The organism is Variovorax sp. RKNM96 (genome assembly GCF_017161115.1).
Taxonomy (GTDB): domain Bacteria; phylum Pseudomonadota; class Gammaproteobacteria; order Burkholderiales; family Burkholderiaceae_C; genus Variovorax.
In genome coordinates this window covers 7138633-7157726 of the sequence record NZ_CP046508.1, presented here as the reverse complement: position 1 = coordinate 7157726, position 19094 = coordinate 7138633, and the positions used below count along the sequence as shown (strand labels likewise).

Here is a 19094-nt window from a genome sequence, read left to right as displayed (position 1 = left end):
CGCGTGGGGTTCAGTAGCCGCTGTTGCCACCGCCGCCGTAGCCGCCGCCACCGCCGGAGCGACCACCGCCGCCACCGCCACGGGGGCCTGCGCCGTAGGGGCTGCGGAAACCGCCATCGCCACCACCGCCGCCGCCACCGGAGCGACCACCGCCGCCGCCGTAGCCGCCACCACCGGAACGGCCACCGCCGCCACCGCTGCGATCGCCACCACCACCGTAGCCGCCACCACCACCGCCGCCGTAGCCACCGCCACCACCGCCGCCATAACCACCACCGCCGCCGCCGTAGCCGCCACCACCGCTGCGCGGGGGACGTGCTTCCATGGGACGTGCTTCGTTGACGACGACGCTGCGGCCGCCCAGGGGTTGGCCGTTCATGCCGTTGATGGCAGCTTGCGCTTCGGCGTCACTGCCCATCTCGACGAAGCCGAAGCCCTTCGAGCGACCTGTGTCGCGTTCCATCATGACCTTGGCGCTGGTCACTGCGCCGAACTGCCCGAATGCCTGTTCGAGATCACCGTCGCGCACCGAATAAGGCAGGTTGCCGACGTACAGTTTGTTGCCCATCAAGGGACTCCTATAAACACATCAAGAAAAGCGATGGAGTCCCGAAAGCATCACTCAAACGAGAGCCGTCGAGTCGCGCGAAACTGACCGATCACCGAACTACCCCCCGACCAAAATGAAGAGGGAGGCTCGTGCATTATGGGTGAAATATCAAAAAAGCAAGCAGGAATTTGCTACTTGGAGTAGCACTTGTCAAAACCTTGGAAAGCTAGCGCACGCTTACCGAAGCGGAATGAGGTGATTGGCGTTACAGGTAGAATCCGCCCCGTCATTGGGGAGTAGCCGCCTTCCGTTTTTCGAGAAGGGCCCGCGTCAACAGACTTGTCCTGCCCCACACAGGACATGGCGCGTGCAGTGAACACACCTGGCGAGACCTTTGACCGTGCAACTTCGGGAATATGGCCGAAGGTGTTGCACGGTCAATTGCGTCCTTCGGCCCAAGGAACCCCACGTTCATCATGGAAGCTTTTCTCGTAGCAACGGGCGTTGTCGCGCTCGCGGAAATGGGCGACAAGACCCAACTCCTGGCCCTTCTTCTCGCCGCGCGGTTCAGGAAACCCTGGCCCATCGTCCTCGGCATCTTCGCCGCCACCATCGTCAACCATGCCCTGGCGGGCGCCGTCGGCAACTACATCACGCGCTGGCTCGGCCCCGAGGTGCTGCGCTGGATTCTTGGCGGCTCGTTCATCGCGATGGCCGTCTGGATGTTGATTCCCGACAAGCTCGACGACGACGATGCCCCCGGCGCCTCGCAGTTCGGCGTCTTCGGCACCACGCTGATCGCGTTCTTCCTGGCCGAGATGGGCGACAAGACCCAGATCGCCACCGTCATGCTCGCCGCCCGCTTCACGCAGGACTATTTCTGGGTCGTCACTGGCACCACGCTCGGGATGATGCTGGCCAACGCGCCGGTGGTGTGGCTGGGCGACAAGATCGTGCGGCGCGTGCCGATCAAGCTCGTGCACGGCATCTCGGCGGCGATCTTCCTGGTGCTGGGCATCGTGATGATCGTCGGCTGGTAATTCGAGGGGGCGATATACTGCCCCCTGCGCCGATTTGCTACAGCTTGCGGGCGCTTTATAAATTCAGCTAAAGACGGCAGTCGGACCCGGCTCGTTTTTGGCGAGGCCGGGTTTTTTCATTCATGTCGTCACCTCCTTTGGTCGTCAGTCCACAGTCGATGCAGTTCGCAGGCCCGCTGGCCCTGCGCAGCGGCGCATCGATCAGCGACTACACGCTCGCCTACGAAACCTACGGCACCCTCAATGCCGACCGCAGCAACGCGGTGCTGGTCTGCCACGCGCTGAACGCTTCGCACCACGTGGCGGGCGTCTACGAAGGGCAGGCCCGGTCCGAGGGCTGGTGGGACAACATGGTCGGCCCGGGCAAGCCGGTCGACACCGACCGCTTCTTCGTGATCGGCGTCAACAACCTCGGCTCCTGCTTCGGCTCGACCGGCCCGATGCACGTCAATCCCGCCACCGGCCGCGTCTATGGGGCCGACTTCCCGGTGGTCACCGTCGAAGACTGGGTCGATGCGCAGGCCGTGCTGCTCGATGCGTTGGGCATCCGGACGCTCGCGGCCGTGATGGGCGGCAGCCTCGGCGGCATGCAGGCGCTGTCGTGGACGCTGCAGTACCCCGACCGCGTGCGCCACGCCGTGGTGGTGGCCAGCGCGCCCAACCTCACGGCCGAGAACATTGCCTTCAACGAAGTGGCGCGCCGCGCCATCGTGACCGACCCCGATTTCCACGGCGGCCACTTCTACGAACACGGCGTGATTCCCAAGCGGGGCCTGCGCATCGCGCGGATGATCGGCCACATCACGTACCTGAGCGATGACGTGATGAACGAGAAGTTCGGGCGCATCCTGCGCAGTGCCGTCGAAGGCGAGGCGGCGGGGCTCGACTACCGGTATTCCACGCAGGACGTCGAGTTCCAGATCGAAAGCTACCTGCGCTACCAGGGCGACAAGTTCAGCGAGTACTTCGACGCCAACACCTACCTCTTGATCACCCGCGCGCTCGACTACTTCGACCCCGCGCGCAGCCACGGCGGCCAGCTCAGCACCGCGTTCGCGAAGGCGACCGCCAAGTTCCTGCTCGTGAGCTTCAAGACCGACTGGCGCTTCTCGCCCGCGCGCAGCCGCGAGCTGGTGAAGGCGCTGCTCGACAACCGCCGCAACGTGAGCTACGCCGAGATCGATGCGCCGCACGGCCACGACGCCTTCCTGCTGGACGACGTGCGCTACATCGGCGTGGTGCGCTCGTACTTCGAACGCGTCGCCAAGGAAATCCAATGAGCGATCTCGACAACCAGAAATTGATCGCCGCCCTGGTGCCTGAAGGTTCGCGCGTGCTCGACCTGGGCTGCGGCGACGGCGCCCTGCTCGACCTGCTCCAGCGTGAGCGCGGCTGCACCGGCTATGGCGTGGAGATCGCCGACGGCAACGTGCTGCAGTGCATCCGCCGCGGCGTCGATGTGATCCAGCTGAACCTCGATGAAGGCCTCGCGATGTTCGACGACGCTTCGTTCGACGTGGTGCTGCAGATCGACACGCTGCAGCACCTGCGCAACGCCGAGGTGATGTTGCGCGAGACCGCGCGCGTCGGCCGCATCGGCATCGTCGCCTTCCCCAATTTTGCGCACTGGCCCAACCGCCTGAGCGTGGCGCGCGGCCGCATGCCGGTGACGCGCCGCCTGCCCTACCAGTGGTACGACACGCCCAACATCCGCGTGGGCACCTTCAAGGACTTCGAGGTGCTGGCCGGCAAGAACAACCTGCGCGTGCTCGATGCGTTCGGGCTGCAGGAGGGGCGCGACGTGCGCTGGCTGCCGAACGCGCGCGCCAGCACGGCAGTCTTCAAGTTCGAGCGGGGCGGTTGAGGGAGGGCTGCGTCGCATGAGCTTCACGCTGGCGCAGCCGGTTCACAGCGAACTGGTCATCAAGAAAAGCCGCTTTATCGGCTGCGTGCAGCCGGTGGCCGATCGCGCGGCCGCGCTGGCCGTCGTTGCATCGCTGCGCGCGGAGCACCCCGCGGCCGCGCACGTGTGCTGGGCGCTCATGGCGGGCGGTCAGTCGGCCGCCAACGACGATGGCGAACCCGGCGGCACGGCTGGGCGACCCATGCTGGAAGTGCTGCGCCATCAACAGATCGAAGGCTCGCTCGCGACCGTGGTGCGCTACTTCGGCGGCGTGAAGCTCGGCGCCGGCGGCTTGGTGCGCGCCTACACCGATGCCATCGCGCAAGCCCTGCTCGGTGCCACGCTCGTGCCGCTGGTGCGGCAGCGCAGCCTGCGTTGCGCCGTGCCCTATGCGCTCGAAGGCTTGATACGGCGCGAGTTGGCGGCCGTCGGCGCAGTGCTCGACGACGTGCAGCACGCCGACCATGTGCATTTCGCCTTCACGCTCCCCGACCCCGAGGCGAATGCCTTCATCGCCCGCCTCGACGATGCTGCGCAAGGGCGCGTCGTCTGGCCGCCGGCGTGAGTCGCCGCGGCGGCGCGGCAGGCGGCGGCGTCATCGCGAGAATGCCGCGTCCGGTCAGCGGCACCGCTTCATCGTCGGGCCCGCGGCGCGCCATCTCGGCGGTCACGATGCCGGTGGGCACGGCCAGCACGCCCCAGCCCAGCAGCATCATCACCGAGGCGATCGCCCGACCCAGGTCGGTCTTGGGCACGAGGTCGCCGAAGCCCACCGTGGCCATCGTCGAGATGGCCCAGTAGATCGCCACCGGAATGCTCGTGAAGCCGTGCACAGGCCCCTCGACCACGTACATCAGCGTGCCCATCACCAGCACCACCAGCATCACGAAGCCGACGAACACGGTGATCTTGCGCCGGCTCGCCGCCACGGCCGACACCAGCGCGCGGTACTCCACCGAATAGCGCGACAGCTTGAAGATCCGGAACACGCGCAAGAGCCGCAATATGCGCACGTCGATCAGGTAGGCGAACTCCGGCGCGAGCGCCACGAGAAAGGTCGGCAGCAGCGCGAGCAGATCGATCACGCCATAGAAGCTGGTGGCGTAGCGCAAGGGCCGCTTCACGCAGGCCAGGCGCCCGATGTACTCGAGCGTGAAGAGGCCGGTGAAGACCCATTCGAGCACGCCGAACACATGGCCTGCGCGCAGATGGATCGCCTGCACGCTGTCCAGGATCACGACCACCACGCTGGTCACGATCACGGCGATCAGGATCAGGTCGAACAGGCGGCCCAGCCGCGATTCGGACTCGAAGATCACCGAGAACAACGCGCGCCGCCAGCCTTCTTCGGGCTTGCCGAAGCGGGCGTCGCCGGTGAGCGAGTCAGTGACCATGTGGGCGGGGGATGCGGCGGTGCTTTGCAAGGGGGTCGTCATCTTCCGTCGTTTAAGGTCTACTGGGGTCCCATTGTCGAGGCGAGCGGTCTTATTCGGTTACGCCTCTTGCGCAATGAAGTGCGGCACGCCATAAGCGCGTTCTTACGATAGTCCCCTTTCATGAGGAGCTCCCCATTGGCTACACAGTCCCCCTTCTTCGGCAAGCGCGATCGTGAGACCGACTCGTTGACATCCCGCCCCGCACCGCTGGTCGGTTCCGGCACCAATCTGTCGGGCACGCCCGTCAATCCCTCCTCGTTGACCGCGCAGCAAGGTGGCCTTGCCGCCGCGGCAGCAGCACCCGCCGCGAAGGAAGGCGGCAGCAAACTGACCGTCGGCCCGAACATCAAGCTCAAGGGTGTCGAGATCACCGATTGCGACACGCTCGTGGTCGAAGGCCTGGTCGAAGCGACCATGGACTCGCGCCTGATGCAGATCGCCGAGCAGGGCGAGTTCAAGGGCTCGGCCGAGATCGATATCGCGGAAATCCGCGGCATCTTCGACGGCAACCTCACGGTGCGTGAGAAGCTCGTGATCCACTCGACCGGCAAGGTCACCGGCAAGATCCGCTACGGCAAGATCGTGATCGAGGAAGGCGGCCAGCTTTCCGGTGAGATCAGCTTCGGCGCCAAGCCGGCGCTGCAAGCCGCAGCCTAAGCCTCCACGGGGGGCTTCCACCCCAGGCGCTCCAACAAGGCACCGGCCGCGGCCGGTGCCCTTTCCTTGGCGCCATTGATGAAGTAGACGAACACGTCGCGCTTCTTCGGCGATTCGGTCCAGCCTTGCGCGCGCTCGGCCCAGGTATCGAGCGCCTTCGGTCCATAACCCGTCTTGAGCTTCGCGTCGGCCATCATGAGCCGTGCATAGGCGACGTCGCCTTCGGGCTCCTCGAACGACGGAAACTTGTCCGCGTCAGTGAACACGGTCGAGACCTTGTGCTTCTTCGCGAGCGCCTTGTACGCGGGCGTGATGAAGCTCTCGTGCCGCACGTCCATCACGTGGCGCAGCACGCGGCTGCCTTCCTTCTTCGGCAGCAATTCGAGAAACGCCTCGAAGTCTTCCGCATCGAACTGCTTGGTCGGCATGAACTGCCACACGATCGGCCCGAGCTTGTCGCCCAGTTCGCTCACGCCGCTGTCGATGAAGCGCTGGATCGACTCGCCCGCCGTCGCCAGCACCTTGCGGTTGGTGGTGAAGCGCGAGGCCTTCATCGAGAACATGAAGTCTTCCGGCGTGTCCGCATGCCACTTGCGGAAGGTCTCGGGCTTGAAGGTGCTGTAGTAGGTGCCGTTGATCTCGATGGCGCTCACATGGCGGCTCGCGTAGTTCAACTCCTTGGCCTGCGCGAGCCCCTTGGGGTAGAAGTTGTCGCGCCAGGGCTCGTAGGTCCAGCCGCCGATGCCCACCTTGATCCGAGTCGTCGTTGCCTTGCTCACATTGCGCTCCGGGTTGAGATCGCCCGCACTCTACGCGCGGTCGCCGCGAGGCGCAAAATGCGTTTTTTCGTTCCCGCGGAGAACCCACCGATGAATGCCCCCCTGCACCGCGAAATGCCTGCCGGCACGCTCGACGCGACGCGCGCCCTCTCCGATGTCACCGCCCAGTGGGACGGCGACATCGTCAAGCAACTCACCGACTACATCGCCATTCCGGCCAAGTCGCCCGGCTTCGACAAGGACTGGTCGGCCCACGGCTACCTGGAGACCGTGCTGCGCAATGCGGCCGCATGGGTCGAGGCCCAGAAGGTCGACGGCCTGAAGCTGGAAATCGTTCGCCTCGAAGGCCGCACCCCGGTGCTGTTCTTCGAAGTGCCGGCCACCGGCACCGACATGGGCGAGACCGTGCTGATGTACGGCCACCTCGACAAGCAGCCCGAATTCACCGGCTGGCGCAACGACCTCGGCCCCTGGACGCCCAAGTACGAGAACGGCCTGCTGTACGGCCGCGGCGGCGCCGACGATGGCTATGCGGTGTACGCGAGCGTCGCCGCGCTGCAGGCGCTCAAGGCCCAGGGCGTGGCGCATCCGCGCATCGTCGGGCTGATCGAGACCTGCGAGGAAAGCGGCTCCTACGACCTGCTGCCCTACGTCGATGCGCTGCGTCCGCGCCTGGGCAACGTCGAGCTGGTGATCTGCCTGGATTCCGGCGCCGGCAACTACGATCAGCTGTGGCTCACCACCTCGCTGCGCGGCATGGCCAGCGGCACGCTCAAGGTCGAGGTGCTGACCGAAGGCATCCACTCGGGCGATGCGTCCGGCCTCGTGCCCTCGAGCTTTCGCATCATGCGGCAGGTGCTCGACCGGCTCGAAGACAGCGCCACCGGTCGTCTCCTGCCCGCGAGCTTCCACTGCGAAGTGCCGGCCGACCGCCTCGCGCAGGCCAAGGCCACCGCCGCGATCCTTGGCGAAGAGGTCTACAAGCGCTTTCCGTGGGCGCATTACGACTGCGGGGGCTCGACCATGTTCGCGCTGCCCACCACCACCGACCCGGTGGAGGCGCTGCTCAACCGCACCTGGAAGCCCACGCTGTCGGTCACCGGCGCCGAAGGCTTTCCGGCGCTGAAGGATGCGGGCAACGTGCTGCGCCCCTACACCGCCTTCAAGCTCTCGCTGCGCCTGCCGCCGCTGGTCGATGCAGCCGAGTCGGTGCAGAAGCTCAAGGCGCTGCTGGAAGACAACGCGCCCTACCAGGCCCGCGTCACCTTCGAAAGCGGCGGAGGCGCCACCGGCTGGAACGCTCCGACGATCACGCCGTGGTTCGAGGACGCGCTCAACAAGGCCTCGCAGGCGCACTTCGGCGCGTCCTGCGGCTACATCGGCCAGGGCGGCACGATCCCGCTCATGAACATGCTCAGCGCCGGCTTCCCCAAGGCGCAGATGATGGTCTGCGGCGTGCTCGGCCCGAAGAGCAATGCGCACGGACCCAACGAGTTCCTGCACGTGCCGTACGCCAAGAAGCTGACGGCCGCCGTGGCCGAGGTGATCGCCGCCCTGCCGGTCGCGCACCGCGCCGCCGCCGCGGAGCCGGTGGCGGCTTGAGCGACGCGCTGCCGTTGCCGCAACGGGTGCCGCTGTCTACCCCGGACGGCGAGACGCTGGCCCTGCGCCGGTTGCCCGTTGCTGGGACGCCTCGCGCCGTGGTGGTCGTGGTGCACGGCCTCGGCGAGCATGCGGGGCGCTACCACGGGCTCGCGAAGCGGCTGCACGAATGGGGCTTCGCGGTCTGGGCGCACGACCATTTCGGCCATGGCGAATCGACCGGTGCACGCGGCGGCCTGTCGAGCGAGCTGCGGCTGGTCGACGACCTTGCGCTGGTGATCGACGATGCGCGCCGCGAGAACCCCGGTGTGCCGGTCGTGCTGCTTGGGCACAGCCTTGGCGGCTTGGTCGCGGCCAGCCTGGTGGCGCGTGGGGTGCGGCCCGTCGATGGCCTGGTGCTCTCGTCGCCGGGGCTCGATCCGGGCCTGAGCGGGTTCCAGAAAGCCCTGCTCGCGGTGCTGCCGCGCGTCGCGCCGAACCTGCGCGTGGGCAACGGGCTCGACGACAACTTTCTTTCGCACGACCGTGCCGTGGTGCAGGCCTATCGCGACGATCCGCTCACGCACGACCGCATCGGCAGCCGGCTTGCGCGGTTCCTGGCGTACGAAGGAGCCACGGTGCAGCAGGCAGCGGCGCGCTGGCCGGTGCCCACGCTGCTGGTCTATGCGGGCGACGACCGGCTCGTGAAACCCGCCGCCAGCCGTGCGTTCGCAGCGGCCGCAGCGCCCGGCGGCAGGGTCGAAGCGCAGTGCTTCGAGACCCTGTACCACGAGATCTTCAACGAGCTTGACGCCGAGCCGGTGTTCGCCGCGCTGCAGCGCTGGCTCGACAAGCGGTTTCCGTCGAACTGATCGAACAGCCTCAGGCAGCAGCCGAGCGCCGCCGCGTCCGCGCGAGCCACAGCAGTGCCGCGCCGGTCAGCACCACTGGCACCAGCGAGCCGTAGTTCAGCAGTTGCCAGCCTTGGGTCGTGACCAGCACGCCCGAGGCGAACGAGGTCAGCGCCAGCGTCGCGAACACGCAGAAATTGAGCGCACCCTGGGCCCGGTCGCGCTCCTCTGCGGTGTAAGCCGTGAGCGAAAGCGTCGTGCTGCCGGTGAACAGGAAATTCCAGCCCACGCCGAGCAGGCACAGCGCCACGAGGAAGTGCTGCAGCTCCACCCCCGACAGCGCGACGGCGATGCAGCCCAGATTGAGCGCGAGCCCCACGCCCATCACCGGCAGCGCGCCGAAGCGGCGGATCAGGTGGCCGGTGAAGAAGCCCGGCGCGAACATGCCGATCACGTGCCATTCGAGCACCAGCGCGGCGTCGGAAAACGGCAGGCTGCAGATCTGCATCGCGATCGGCGTGGCGGCCATCAGCAGGTTCATCACGCCGAAGCCCAGGGCGCCCGCGGCGGCGGCAACGATGAACACCGGCTGCCGCATGATTTCGGAGAGCGGCCGACCGCCCAGGGCCTGCTGGCGGGTCAGCGGCGCGGGAAAGTCGATGAAGCGCATCACCGCCATCGAAAGCAGCGCCACCGCCGCGAGCGCGATGTAGGCGCCCGCGAATGGCACGGCGAAGAGTTCGCGCGTGGCGGATGCGAGGTTGGGGCCCGCCACCGCGCCGATCAGCCCGCCGGCCATCACCAGCGACACCGCCTTCTCGCGCCATGCCGGCGCCGCGAGTTCGGCCGCTGCAAAACGGTAGAGATTGGCGTTGGCGTTGTAGTAGCCGGCCACGACAGTCGCGAAGCACAGCAGCCAGAAGTTCTTCGAGATCGCTGCGTACGCGCACAGCAGCGCCGAACCCAACGCCACCGCCAGCCCGATCTGGAACGACCCGCGGCGGCCGAAGCGCTGCTGCGTGCGCGCCACCAGCCCGGTGGTGAGCGCGCCGCCCACCACATAGCCCATCACCGGCAGCGTCGCCATCCAGCCGCGCGGCGCGATGCCGAGGCCCACCAGTCCGTTGATGGCGATGAAGGTGACGTTGTTGGTCAGGAAGAGGCCCTGGCAGATGGCCAGGAGCCAGAGGTTGCGGTTCATGGCAAGGGGTTCTACGGGATTCGTCGCCTCGGCGCCAGCCAAAAAAAAGCGCCCTCGCGGGCGCCGGAATTCTTGTCGAGGGGTAAGCCTCGGGGATCTCTCTCAGGACTGCTTGCCTTGCAGCAAGCCGCTGAGCGAACCCAGCAGATCGTCGTGGTTGCCAAGACCTTGGTCCGGCACCTTGCCATGGGGCGTGAGCTGGTCGATGAGTGCCGGCAGCATGGTGGCGAGCATGGGCAGCAGCGTTTGCGCGTTGATGCCGAGCTTGGAGGCAATGCTGGCAATGGTGTCGCTGCCCAGTGCGTTTTGCAGTTGGTCGCCCGAGACCGGCTGGTTGTCCCCCTTGCCGATCCACGAGCCGATGACATCGCCCATGCCAGCCTGCTCAAATTTCGAGACCAGACCCCCCAGGCCGCCTTGACCGCCGTTGTTGGCGAGCAGGCCACCCAGTGCACCGGCCAGGCCGCCGAGATCTCCCAATCCCCCGATGCCTCCGCCTTGCGGTTGCTGCTGTTGGCCAGCGCCTCCGAGCACTTGACCGAGTACTGAATCGAGCAATCCCATGGTCATTTCCTAGTTGTGTGACAGAACCGCCGCATTTTCCGTGCGACGGGCCGCAAGCCGTAAGTGGAGCCCCACTTTTCGAACTTGCAACGTGACAAATTACTTGATGCGGGCCGGGCGTTTGGGAAGCAGTGCGGGGGTGACCCCCTGCACGCCCACGAGTCCGAGCACGGTCACGAGCGAATTCTGCGCGCCTTTCCATGCATCTGTCACGTCGATCGACTCACTCAGCGCATGGGAACCGGAGGACTTGCCGCCGCCCCCGATGATGATGGCCGGGATGCCGAGAGAGATCGGCACGTTGGCATCGGTGCTGCCGCCGCGCAGCAGCGTTTTCTGCCCGAAGGCGGTGTTCGAGCGCGTGGCGGCCTCGACGATCACCGAGTCGGTCGGGGTGCGGCCGCCGGGCCGGTCGCCGATCAGCTTGTGGCTCGCGCTCAGCGTCGTCACGTTCCAGCGCTTGTTTTCCTCGACCACCGCTTCGTCGATGGCCGCGAGGATCTTTTTCTCGGTCTCCAGCAGCGAGGCCATGTCGTCCGATCGGATGTCGATGGCCATGCGCGCATCGGGCGCGATGGTGTTGACCGAGGTGCCGCCGCCCACCGTGCCGACGGTGAAGGTGGTCTTGGGGAAGCTCGGCGTGCGCACATCGGCGATCTTCGCGATCGCGCGGCCCATGCCGTGGATCGCGCTGGGCACCTGGCCGAACGCGCCGAAGCTGTGGCCGCCCGGTCCCTTGAAGGTGACTTCATAGCGATGGCTCGCGGTGCCCAGCACCAGCACATGGCCGTCCGGCGAGGGCTCCAGCCCGACCATGCCGTCGATGTCCAGGTGGTCGCGGAAGATCGCCTTGATGCCGCGCAGGTTGCCCAGCTCTTCCTCGCCGACGTTGCCGACGATCAGGAGGTCGCCCGCCGTCTGCACCTTGTTGTCGTTGAGCACCTTGAGCCACGACAGCAGCACCGTGAGGCCGCGCGTGTCGTCCGCGATGCCCGGTGCGTGGAGCCGGCCGTCGCGCTCTTTCACTTTCACGTCGGTGCCGGCGGGAAAGACCGTGTCGAGATGCGCGGAGATCAACAGCTTCGGGCCGTTGCCCACGCCCTTGCGCAGGCCGACGACGTTGCCTTCGGCGTCGATCTTCGCGTCCGTGAGGCCGAGGGCCTTCATGCGCGCGAGGAAGGCTTCGGCGCGCTTCTGCTCCTTGAAAGGCGGCGCTTCGATCTCGGTCAGCATCTTCAGGTCTTCGACTGCTCGCTCGTGGTCGGCCTTGACCGCGTCCAGCAGCTTCTGGATCGCGGGCGAGGCCATCAGCTGGGTGTAGGTCCTGTCGACTTCAGGGCTGACCTGCGCCGGCGTGGGCGCGACGGCGTTGCTCTGGGCGTGGACGCCTTGCGCGGCGCAGAGCGCTGCCAGAACGAGAGAGGCGAGAGGAGCGAGACGGAGCGAACGGGACATGGGCGGAAGGTCCTTCTTGGTCGTGATGAATGGTGAAGCGACCATTCTTCCGCAGCCTGTCTGCGCGCGCGTCGCGGAAAACACCCCCTTTTCAGGGGCTGGCGAGCGACACCAGCGCCGCGAGCGCGGCGGTTTCGGCGCGCAGCACGCGAAGGCCGAGCGTGACCGGCGCAAAGCCGCGTGCGATCGCTTCCTGCTCCTCGGCGGCGCTGAGGCCGCCTTCGGGGCCGCTCAGCACGCGCACGTCGCGGTTGCCGGGGGCGTGCGCCGCAACGGCTGCGGCAATGTCCTGCGTGCCCTCGGCCAGGCTCAGGATGAAGCGTGCCGCAGCGCTTTCTTCGCCTTGCGCATCGATCCAGCCCGAACTGCCCGAGAACGACCGCACCGGATGAATCACCGGCACGCGATTGCGGCCGCACTGCTCGCATGCCGCGATGGCGATGGCTTCCCAGTGCGCCCGCTTCTTCTCGGCGCGCTCGCCCGAAAGGCGCAGCACGCCGTGCGCCGTAGCCAGCGGCTGGATGCTCGCGACGCCCAGTTCCGTGGCCTTCTCGACCAGCCAGTCCATGCGCTCGTTGGCCGGCATGCCGACGGCCAGGTGCACCGCGCGCGTCGCTTCGCGCTCGACCGGATGGTGGGCGCCAACCGTCACCGAGACGTCGCTGCGGCCCATGCGCTCGATCGTGGCCTCGTACTCGCCGCCCGCGCCGTCGAACAGGGTGAGCGCGTCGCCCGGCTGCATCCGCAGCACCTGCACATGGCGCGCGGCCCCGGGCGGCAGCGCGAAAGCGGCGCCGGCGCTCAACGGCACGGAACAGTGGAAACGGGGCATGCTATGAAATAAGGAGCGAAGAATGCAGCCGCGATGCGGGCATCACCGGTGGTTTTTTGTAAATTTCGCTTCAGACCCGGCCGTAGGCAAAGCCGGTGAGCGCGGAAGTGCCCTCGACCTCGTCGATCACGCGCACGAGCGGCGTGAGCTCCATGTAGCGGCTGGCGGTGGCGCGGATGTAGGCGATGAAGCGCGGCGTGTCGGCCAGGTAGCGGGGCTTGCCGTCGCGCAGCGTGAGGCGCGCGAAGATGCCGGCCACCTTCAGGTGGCGCTGCAGGCCCATCCATTCGACGGCGCGATAGAAAGCGCCGAAATCCTCGTCGACCGGCAGCCCGGCCTTGCGCGCCGCCTGCCAGTAGCGCACGGTGATGTCGAGCACGAACTCCTCGTCCCAGCTGAGGAAGGCGTCGCGCATCAGGCTGGCGATGTCGTAGGTGATGGGGCCGTAGACGGCGTCCTGGAAATCGAGCACGCCCAGCTTCGTGCCGTCGCCGATCATCAGGTTGCGCGGCATGAAGTCGCGGTGTACGTAGACGCTGGGAGAAGCCAGGTTGCTCTCGACGATCAGCTTGAAGCTGCGCTCGAGCCGCTCCTTCAGCTTGCCTTCGATGGCCACGCCGCGGTGGCGGCCGATGTACCACTCGGGGAAGAGCGCCAGTTCGCGCTCGAGCAGCGCCCGGTCATAAGGCGGCAGCACGCCGGGCCTGGAGGCCAGTTGCCAGCGGATCAGCGCGTCGATCGCCTGGTCGTAAAGCGGGCGGCTGGCATCAGGCTTGGCCGGATCGATCACGTCCAGCATGGTCTGGCGGCCCAGGTCGTCCAGCAGCAGGAAGCCGTTCGGGCGGTCCCACGCGAGCACCTGGGGCGCGGTCACGCCGGCCTCGGCCATGAGCCCGGCCACCTGCACGAAGGGATCGCTGTTCTCCTTGTCCGGCGGGGCATCCATCACGATGCGCGTCGGCGTGCCGGGGATGCGGGTGTCGACGCGGAAGTAGCGGCGGAAGCTCGCATCGGCCGAGGCGAGGCGCACGGTGTCGGGCAGAAGATGCTGGTCGGCGGCAATGCCGGTCAGCCAGCCCCGGAACACTTCGGCCCGCTGCGGATCTGTCCAGAGAATGGTCTCGGCGGGGCGTGGGGCCAATGCGGGCGGGGGCGGGGGTGCTGTCATGGATAATCGATTCTACAAATCCGCCTGGCGCGGCAACCCCCTCCGGTCGGCCACCGATCGAGCAAAGGTTGCTGCCGGCCCCTGCAACCCGCCGGCCTGCCGCGCCGTCTCCCCGACGATCTTTCGTTCCGAACCGATGCCTACGACCCAAAGCCCTCACGCTTGGCACCTTGTGCGCTCGCTGCTCTCCTCGGGGGAGCCGCGGGCTTTCCTCGGAACGGCCTGGCGGGAGGCTTGATGAGCCGACGTGTTGCCCTGCGACGCGCCGGCCCGCCGCTGAAGCTGGCCATGCTGTCGCTGGCGCTGCTCCAGGCGCATGGCGCCTTCGCGCAGTCCGCCGGCAGCCTTGACGGCCCGTTGACGCTCAAGCGCACCCCGCTGCTCACCGAAATCGTCCCGCCCACCGAGCGCGGCCAGCTGCCCAGCCTGGTCACCGGCGACCGCATGTCCGGCCGCCCCGACCTCGAGACCGTGGTCGAAGGCAATGCCACGCTGCGGCGCGGCCCGGTCGCCATCACCGCCGACCGGCTCGAGTACTACCAGCCCGACGACCGCGCCAAGGCCAAGGGCAATGTGCGGGTCAACCAGGCCGGCAACGTGTACGAGGGGCCCGAGCTGGAACTCAAGCTCGAGACCTTCGAAGGCTTCTTCAACAACGTGCGCTACCGGTTCCTCGCGAACGGCGGCCACGGCGATGCGGAGCGCATCGATTTCGTCGACTCCAACGTGTCGATCGCCCGGCGGGCCACCTACACCACCTGCCGCCGTGAAGACTTCCCGGGCTGGATGCCGGCGTGGCTCCTGACCGCGGCCACGATCACCACCGACACCGAAGAGAACGAAGGCGTGGCTACCAACGCGCGCCTGAGCTTCATGGGCATCAGCACGCCGCCGATCCCGAGCGTGAGCTTCCCGCTGTCGAACGCGCGCAAGAGCGGCCTCCTGCCGCCCACCATCGGCGTGGACAACACCAACGGCATCGAGATCTCGCAGCCGTACTACTGGAACATCGCGCCCAACCGCGACGCCACGATCACGCCGACGATCATGAGCAAGCGCGGCCTGAACCTGGGCACCGAGTTCCGGTACATGGAGAAGGAATACACCGGCAGCATCCGCCTGGACCTGATGGGCGCCGACCGCCTGGTGGGCCAGCGCTACAACGAACTGCGCGCCTCGCAGCTGCAGCAGCTGGCCAACGGAGAAATCCAGGCCAAGGACCTGACCGCGCCACCCGGCAGCACCAAGCGCTGGGGCATCTGGGCAAACCACCACCAGGACTTCGACGCCAAGGCGCTCGGCCTGGATTCGCTGTCGGCCAACATCAACATCAACCGCGTCAGCGACAACGACTACTGGCGCGATTTCACCCGCACGCCGACGCTGGCACAGCGCCAACTGCCCAACGAGGCGTCGCTCAACTGGAGCAAGGACGACTGGAGCGGCGCGATCCGCACGCTGCGCTACCAGACGCTGCAGTACAACCTGTCGCCGATCGTGCCGTCGTACGACCGCATGCCGCAGATCACGGCCAACTACAACAAGTACGACTGGCACGGCTTCGACGTCGCGCTGAACCTCGACTACACGCGCTTCCGCGTCAACTCGATCCTGAGCGGCCAGCCCGGCTTCGACCTCACCCAGCAGTCGCAGCCCGATGGGGACCGCGCCATGGCGAACCTCGCGATCAGCCGGCCGTTCATCACGCCGAGCTCGTTCGTCATTCCGAAGCTGCAGCTGAATACGGCGGCCTACAACTACTACCTGCCGCAGACGGACATTCCGAAGCTCACGCTCAACGGCGTGCAGTACGTCAACGGCGTGCCCTACAACGCGAATTCGCTGTACTTCTTCGGCACGTCGTCCAACCGCACGGTGCCGACCTTCAGCCTGGACAGCGGCCTGATCTTCGAGCGCGACGCCAGCTACTTCGGCCGCGCCTTCCGCCAGACACTGGAGCCGCGCGCCTACTACGTCTACACGCCGTATCGCAACCAGAGCATGCTGCCGAACTACGACTCGGCCGCCAACGACTTCAGCTTCGCGACGATCTACACCGAGAACGCGTTCTCGGGCGGCGACCGCATCTCCGACACCAACGCGCTCACGCTCGGCGTGACCTCCCGCCTGATCGACCCCACCACCGGCGTCGAGGCCGCACGCATCGGCATCGCGCAGCGGCTGCGCTTTGCCGACCAGAAGGTCGTGTTGCCCGGCGGCTTGCCGGTGACCGACCGGGCGAGCGACTTCCTCGTGGGCGGCCAGATCAACTGGACGCCGAAGTGGAGCACCGACGCGCTCGTGCAATACAACCCCGACACGCGCAAGTCGACCCGCGCGGCGCTCAGCGCACGCTACAACCCCGAGCCGTACCACAACCTCAGCGTGGCGTTCCGCTACCAGGCCCCGAGCGCGGCCTACCAGGCGGCGCTGCTGGCCAACCCGAACACCACGGCGGTGAACGACGGCAACAAGTCGATCGACGTGGGCTGGCAATGGCCGCTCAACGACCTGTGGGGCGACAAGGGCAAGAACCTCGGTCCGGGCAAGGGCCAGGGCGGTGGCCGCTGGTATGCGGTGGGCCGTCTCAACTACGACCTGCAGGACAAGAAACTCACGGACGGCGTGCTCGGCTTCGAGTACGACGGCTGCTGCTGGATCGGACGCGTGGTGCTGCAGCGCATCACCACCGGCCAGGTGACGGCCAACACCCGCATCATGTTCCAGCTCGAATTCGTCGGCTTCTCCAGCATCGGCTCCAGCCCGATGCAGGCCCTGCGGCAGAACATCCAGCGCTACGAACCCCTGCGCCAACCTGGCGAGGCGCCGAGCCGCTTCACCAATTACGACTGAGACGACTGATTGAGCACCGCCATGAAACACATCCGTTCCATCATCACCCTGGGCTGCCTCGCGGCAATGGCCGCAACGTCGGGTGCGCAGGGCTTCCGCTCTGGCAGCGGCATCACGGACATCATGCGCGCCGGTCCGCGCCTGGGGCCCCCGCCGGTGCAGCGCGCCCCGGCCGCATCGTCGGCGGCACCTGTGCAGCGGGCGGCTGAATTCATCGTCGCGCTGGTCAACTCCGAGCCGATCACCAACACCGACGTGCAGTCGCGGGTGACGCGCCTCATCAAGGAGAACCCCGACGCCGAACGCGTGCCGCGCGGCGAACTTGCACGCCTCGTGCTCGAGCGCCTGATCGTCGAGCGCGCGCAGCTGCAGCTCGCCAAGGAAAACGGCATCAAGGTCGACGACGTGGCGATCGACCAGGCCGAGCAGACCGTGGCGCGCCAGAACGAGATCAGCCTGGTCGAGCTGCGCCGCCGCGTGGCCGCCGAAGGTATTGCGCAGGCGGACTTCCGCAAGGACCTGCGCGACCAGCTGCTGCTCACGCGCCTGCGCGACCGCGAAGTCGAGTCGAAGGTCAAGATCAGCGACACCGAGGCCGACGAGTACCTGCGCGACCAGCGCAACTCGAACGTCAAGAACGCGGCCCTGCAGAACCTCAACCTCGCACAGGTGCTCGTGGCCCTGCCCGAGAACGCCACCGACGCCCAGATAGCCGCCGCGCAGAAGAAGGCCCAAGGCCTCGCCGAGCGCGCCCGCGCCGGCGAGGACTTCGACAAGCTGGTGCGCGAGAACTCCGATTCGCCCGATCGCGCCAACGGCGGCGCCATCGGCATGCGCAGCGCCGACCGCTATCCGCCGCTGTTCGTCGACGCCGTGCAGTCGACGGCGGTGAACGGCATTGCCGGCCCGGTGCGCTCCAGCGCGGGTTTCCATGTGCTCAAGGTCCTGGCCAAGGCGCAGATCGGTTCGCTCGACGCGACCGTCACGCAGACGCAGGTGCGCCACATCCTGCTGCTCAACGATCCCAAGCGCACCACCGCGCAGGCGGTGGCGCAGCTGGCGGAATTCAAGCGCCGCGTGCAGGCCGGCACGGCCGACTTCGCGGGCCTCGCGCGCGACAACTCGCAGGACGCCAGCGCCAAGGAAGGCGGCGACCTCGGCTGGTCGCGCCCCGGCCAGTTCGTGCCCGAGTTCGAGGAAGCCATGGACCGGCTGTCGCCAGGCCAGATCAGCGACCCGGTCGTGTCGCGCTTCGGCGTGCACCTGATCCAGGTGGTCGGCCGCCGCGACTCTAAGCTGACGCAGACGGAGCAGCGCGAAGCCGCGCGTAACGTGCTGCGCGAACAGCGCGTCGAGGAAGCCTTCACCACCTGGGTGCAGGAAGTGCGCGCCCGCGCCTACGTCGAGTACCGCGACCCGCCGCAGTCCTGATCCGATGGCACACATCGCCAGGAAGCGGTTCGGGCAGCATTTCCTGTCCGACGGCGGGATCATCGATGCGATCGTGCATGAGATCGCGCCGCAGCCCGGCGATGCGATGGTCGAGATCGGCCCGGGGCTCGCGGCGCTCACGCAGCCGCTGGTCGAGCGGCTCGGGCGCCTGACGGTCATCGAGCTCGATCGCGACCTGGCCAAGCGCCTGCGGGAGCATCCGCAGCTGGAGGTCATCGAGTCCGATGTGCTGAAGGTCGATTTCGCCGAACTCGCGGCCAAGGCTGCGCCCAAGCCGCTGCGCGTGGTGGGCAACCTGCCCTACAACATCTCGACGCCGATCCTGTTCCACCTGCTGGGCTTTGCCCACCTGATCGCCGACCAGCACTTCATGCTGCAAAAGGAAGTGATCGACCGCATGGTGGCCAGGCCCGCCACCTCGGACTACAGCCGCCTGAGCGTGATGCTGCAGTGGCGCTACGACATGCAGAACGTGCTGTTCGTGCCGCCCGAGAGCTTCGATCCGCCGCCGCGCGTGGACAGCGCCGTGGTGCGCATGGTGCCGCTGGCACAGCCGCCGGTGGTCGATGCGGCGCGGCTGGGTGAAATCGTGCAGGTCGCCTTCAGCCAGCGCCGCAAGATCCTTCGGCACACGCTGGGCAGATGGCTCGAGGAACACGGCTTCGAGGGAGCGTTCGATCCCCAGCGGCGCGCCGAGGAAGTGCCGGTGGCCGAATACGTTGCACTGGCCCAGGCCGTTCCCCCATGAAAAAAGCCCGTCGACGACGGGCTT

The 19094-nt window shown here is 67.2% G+C and carries 18 protein-coding genes and 1 riboswitch; of the genes, 10 read left to right on the top strand and 8 right to left on the bottom strand.

Annotated elements, in window-relative coordinates:
• Nucleotides 1-10: 10 nt before the first annotated feature.
• Complete coding sequence (locus GNX71_RS33395; RefSeq protein ID WP_206176354.1) at nucleotides 11-568, bottom strand: RNA-binding protein; 558 nt, start codon at nucleotides 566-568, stop codon at nucleotides 11-13.
• 261 nt (nucleotides 569-829) lie between these two features.
• Nucleotides 830-1008, top strand: a riboswitch (yybP-ykoY riboswitch).
• Between the two features lie 18 nt (nucleotides 1009-1026).
• Here GNX71_RS33395 and GNX71_RS33390 point away from each other — a divergent pair.
• From GNX71_RS33390 to GNX71_RS33375, 4 genes are all read left to right on the top strand, one after another.
• Nucleotides 1027-1590 carry a TMEM165/GDT1 family protein gene (locus GNX71_RS33390; protein WP_206176353.1) on the top strand — a complete coding sequence of 188 codons (564 nt, stop codon included), beginning with the start codon at nucleotides 1027-1029 and terminating at the stop codon, nucleotides 1588-1590.
• A gap of 122 nt (nucleotides 1591-1712) precedes the next feature.
• Nucleotides 1713-2870: a homoserine O-acetyltransferase gene (locus GNX71_RS33385; protein ID WP_206176352.1), complete on the top strand. Its 1158-nt coding sequence runs from the start codon at nucleotides 1713-1715 to the stop codon at nucleotides 2868-2870.
• On the top strand, nucleotides 2867-3454 hold the full coding sequence (gene metW, locus GNX71_RS33380) for a methionine biosynthesis protein MetW (protein ID WP_206176350.1): 588 nt from the start codon (nucleotides 2867-2869) through the stop codon (nucleotides 3452-3454). The genes GNX71_RS33385 and metW overlap by 4 nt, the downstream gene beginning before the upstream one ends.
• Before the next feature lie 16 nt (nucleotides 3455-3470).
• A complete protein-coding gene (locus GNX71_RS33375; protein ID WP_206176349.1) occupies nucleotides 3471-4058 on the top strand; it encodes a YigZ family protein in 588 nt (195 codons plus the stop codon).
• Here the strand turns inward: GNX71_RS33375 and GNX71_RS33370 are convergent.
• Nucleotides 4003-4887 carry an ion transporter gene (locus GNX71_RS33370; protein ID WP_241027367.1) on the bottom strand — a complete coding sequence of 295 codons (885 nt, stop codon included), beginning with the start codon at nucleotides 4885-4887 and terminating at the stop codon, nucleotides 4003-4005. The two genes, GNX71_RS33375 and GNX71_RS33370, sit on opposite strands and share 56 nt — an antisense overlap.
• Nucleotides 4888-5064: 177 nt before the next feature.
• Here GNX71_RS33370 and GNX71_RS33365 point away from each other — a divergent pair, with 177 nt between their 5' ends.
• Nucleotides 5065-5586 (top strand): polymer-forming cytoskeletal protein, encoded by a 522-nt coding sequence (locus GNX71_RS33365; RefSeq protein ID WP_206176346.1) that lies wholly within the window; start codon nucleotides 5065-5067, stop codon nucleotides 5584-5586.
• Here the strand turns inward: GNX71_RS33365 and GNX71_RS33360 are convergent.
• Nucleotides 5583-6365 (bottom strand): DUF72 domain-containing protein, encoded by a 783-nt coding sequence (locus GNX71_RS33360; RefSeq protein ID WP_206176344.1) that lies wholly within the window; start codon nucleotides 6363-6365, stop codon nucleotides 5583-5585. The genes GNX71_RS33365 and GNX71_RS33360 overlap by 4 nt on opposite strands.
• A gap of 90 nt (nucleotides 6366-6455) precedes the next feature.
• On the opposite strand from GNX71_RS33360, the gene GNX71_RS33355 reads away from it, so the two are divergent.
• The gene (locus GNX71_RS33355) at nucleotides 6456-7967 is read left to right on the top strand and encodes a M20 family metallopeptidase (RefSeq protein ID WP_206176343.1); all 1512 of its coding nucleotides are present in this window, start codon (nucleotides 6456-6458) and stop codon (nucleotides 7965-7967) included.
• Nucleotides 7964-8818 (top strand): alpha/beta hydrolase, encoded by an 855-nt coding sequence (locus GNX71_RS33350; RefSeq protein ID WP_206176342.1) that lies wholly within the window; start codon nucleotides 7964-7966, stop codon nucleotides 8816-8818. Before GNX71_RS33355 ends, GNX71_RS33350 begins: the two co-directional genes overlap by 4 nt.
• Before the next feature lie 10 nt (nucleotides 8819-8828).
• On the opposite strand, the gene GNX71_RS33345 is transcribed toward GNX71_RS33350, so the two are convergent.
• The 5 genes from GNX71_RS33345 to GNX71_RS33325 all read right to left on the bottom strand — a co-directional run bounded on the left by GNX71_RS33345 (nucleotide 8829) and on the right by GNX71_RS33325 (nucleotide 14017).
• Nucleotides 8829-9998, bottom strand: coding sequence for an MFS transporter (locus GNX71_RS33345; RefSeq protein ID WP_206176341.1), 1170 nt, complete (start codon nucleotides 9996-9998; stop codon nucleotides 8829-8831).
• A gap of 102 nt (nucleotides 9999-10100) precedes the next feature.
• Nucleotides 10101-10562, bottom strand: coding sequence for a YidB family protein (locus GNX71_RS33340; RefSeq protein WP_206176340.1), 462 nt, complete (start codon nucleotides 10560-10562; stop codon nucleotides 10101-10103).
• A 99-nt stretch (nucleotides 10563-10661) separates the two neighbouring features.
• The gene (locus tag GNX71_RS33335; protein WP_206176339.1) at nucleotides 10662-12017 is read right to left on the bottom strand and encodes a M20/M25/M40 family metallo-hydrolase; all 1356 of its coding nucleotides are present in this window, start codon (nucleotides 12015-12017) and stop codon (nucleotides 10662-10664) included.
• Between the two features lie 91 nt (nucleotides 12018-12108).
• Entirely contained in the window at nucleotides 12109-12849 is a 741-nt protein-coding gene (locus GNX71_RS33330; protein ID WP_206176338.1) for a 16S rRNA (uracil(1498)-N(3))-methyltransferase, read from the bottom strand.
• 70 nt (nucleotides 12850-12919) lie between these two features.
• The gene (locus GNX71_RS33325) at nucleotides 12920-14017 is read right to left on the bottom strand and encodes a phosphotransferase (RefSeq protein ID WP_206176337.1); all 1098 of its coding nucleotides are present in this window, start codon (nucleotides 14015-14017) and stop codon (nucleotides 12920-12922) included.
• A gap of 237 nt (nucleotides 14018-14254) precedes the next feature.
• Between GNX71_RS33325 and GNX71_RS33320 the strand changes: the two genes are divergently transcribed.
• Genes GNX71_RS33320 through rsmA form a run of 3 tightly spaced genes read left to right on the top strand, consistent with a single transcriptional unit; the run spans nucleotide 14255 to nucleotide 19070 of the window.
• Nucleotides 14255-16870 (top strand): LPS-assembly protein LptD, encoded by a 2616-nt coding sequence (locus tag GNX71_RS33320; RefSeq protein ID WP_206176336.1) that lies wholly within the window; start codon nucleotides 14255-14257, stop codon nucleotides 16868-16870.
• A gap of 21 nt (nucleotides 16871-16891) precedes the next feature.
• The gene (locus tag GNX71_RS33315; protein ID WP_206176335.1) at nucleotides 16892-18301 is read left to right on the top strand and encodes a peptidylprolyl isomerase; all 1410 of its coding nucleotides are present in this window, start codon (nucleotides 16892-16894) and stop codon (nucleotides 18299-18301) included.
• A gap of 4 nt (nucleotides 18302-18305) precedes the next feature.
• A complete protein-coding gene (gene rsmA, locus GNX71_RS33310; RefSeq protein WP_206176334.1) occupies nucleotides 18306-19070 on the top strand; it encodes a 16S rRNA (adenine(1518)-N(6)/adenine(1519)-N(6))-dimethyltransferase RsmA in 765 nt (254 codons plus the stop codon).
• The last annotated feature ends 24 nt before the right edge of the window (nucleotides 19071-19094 follow it).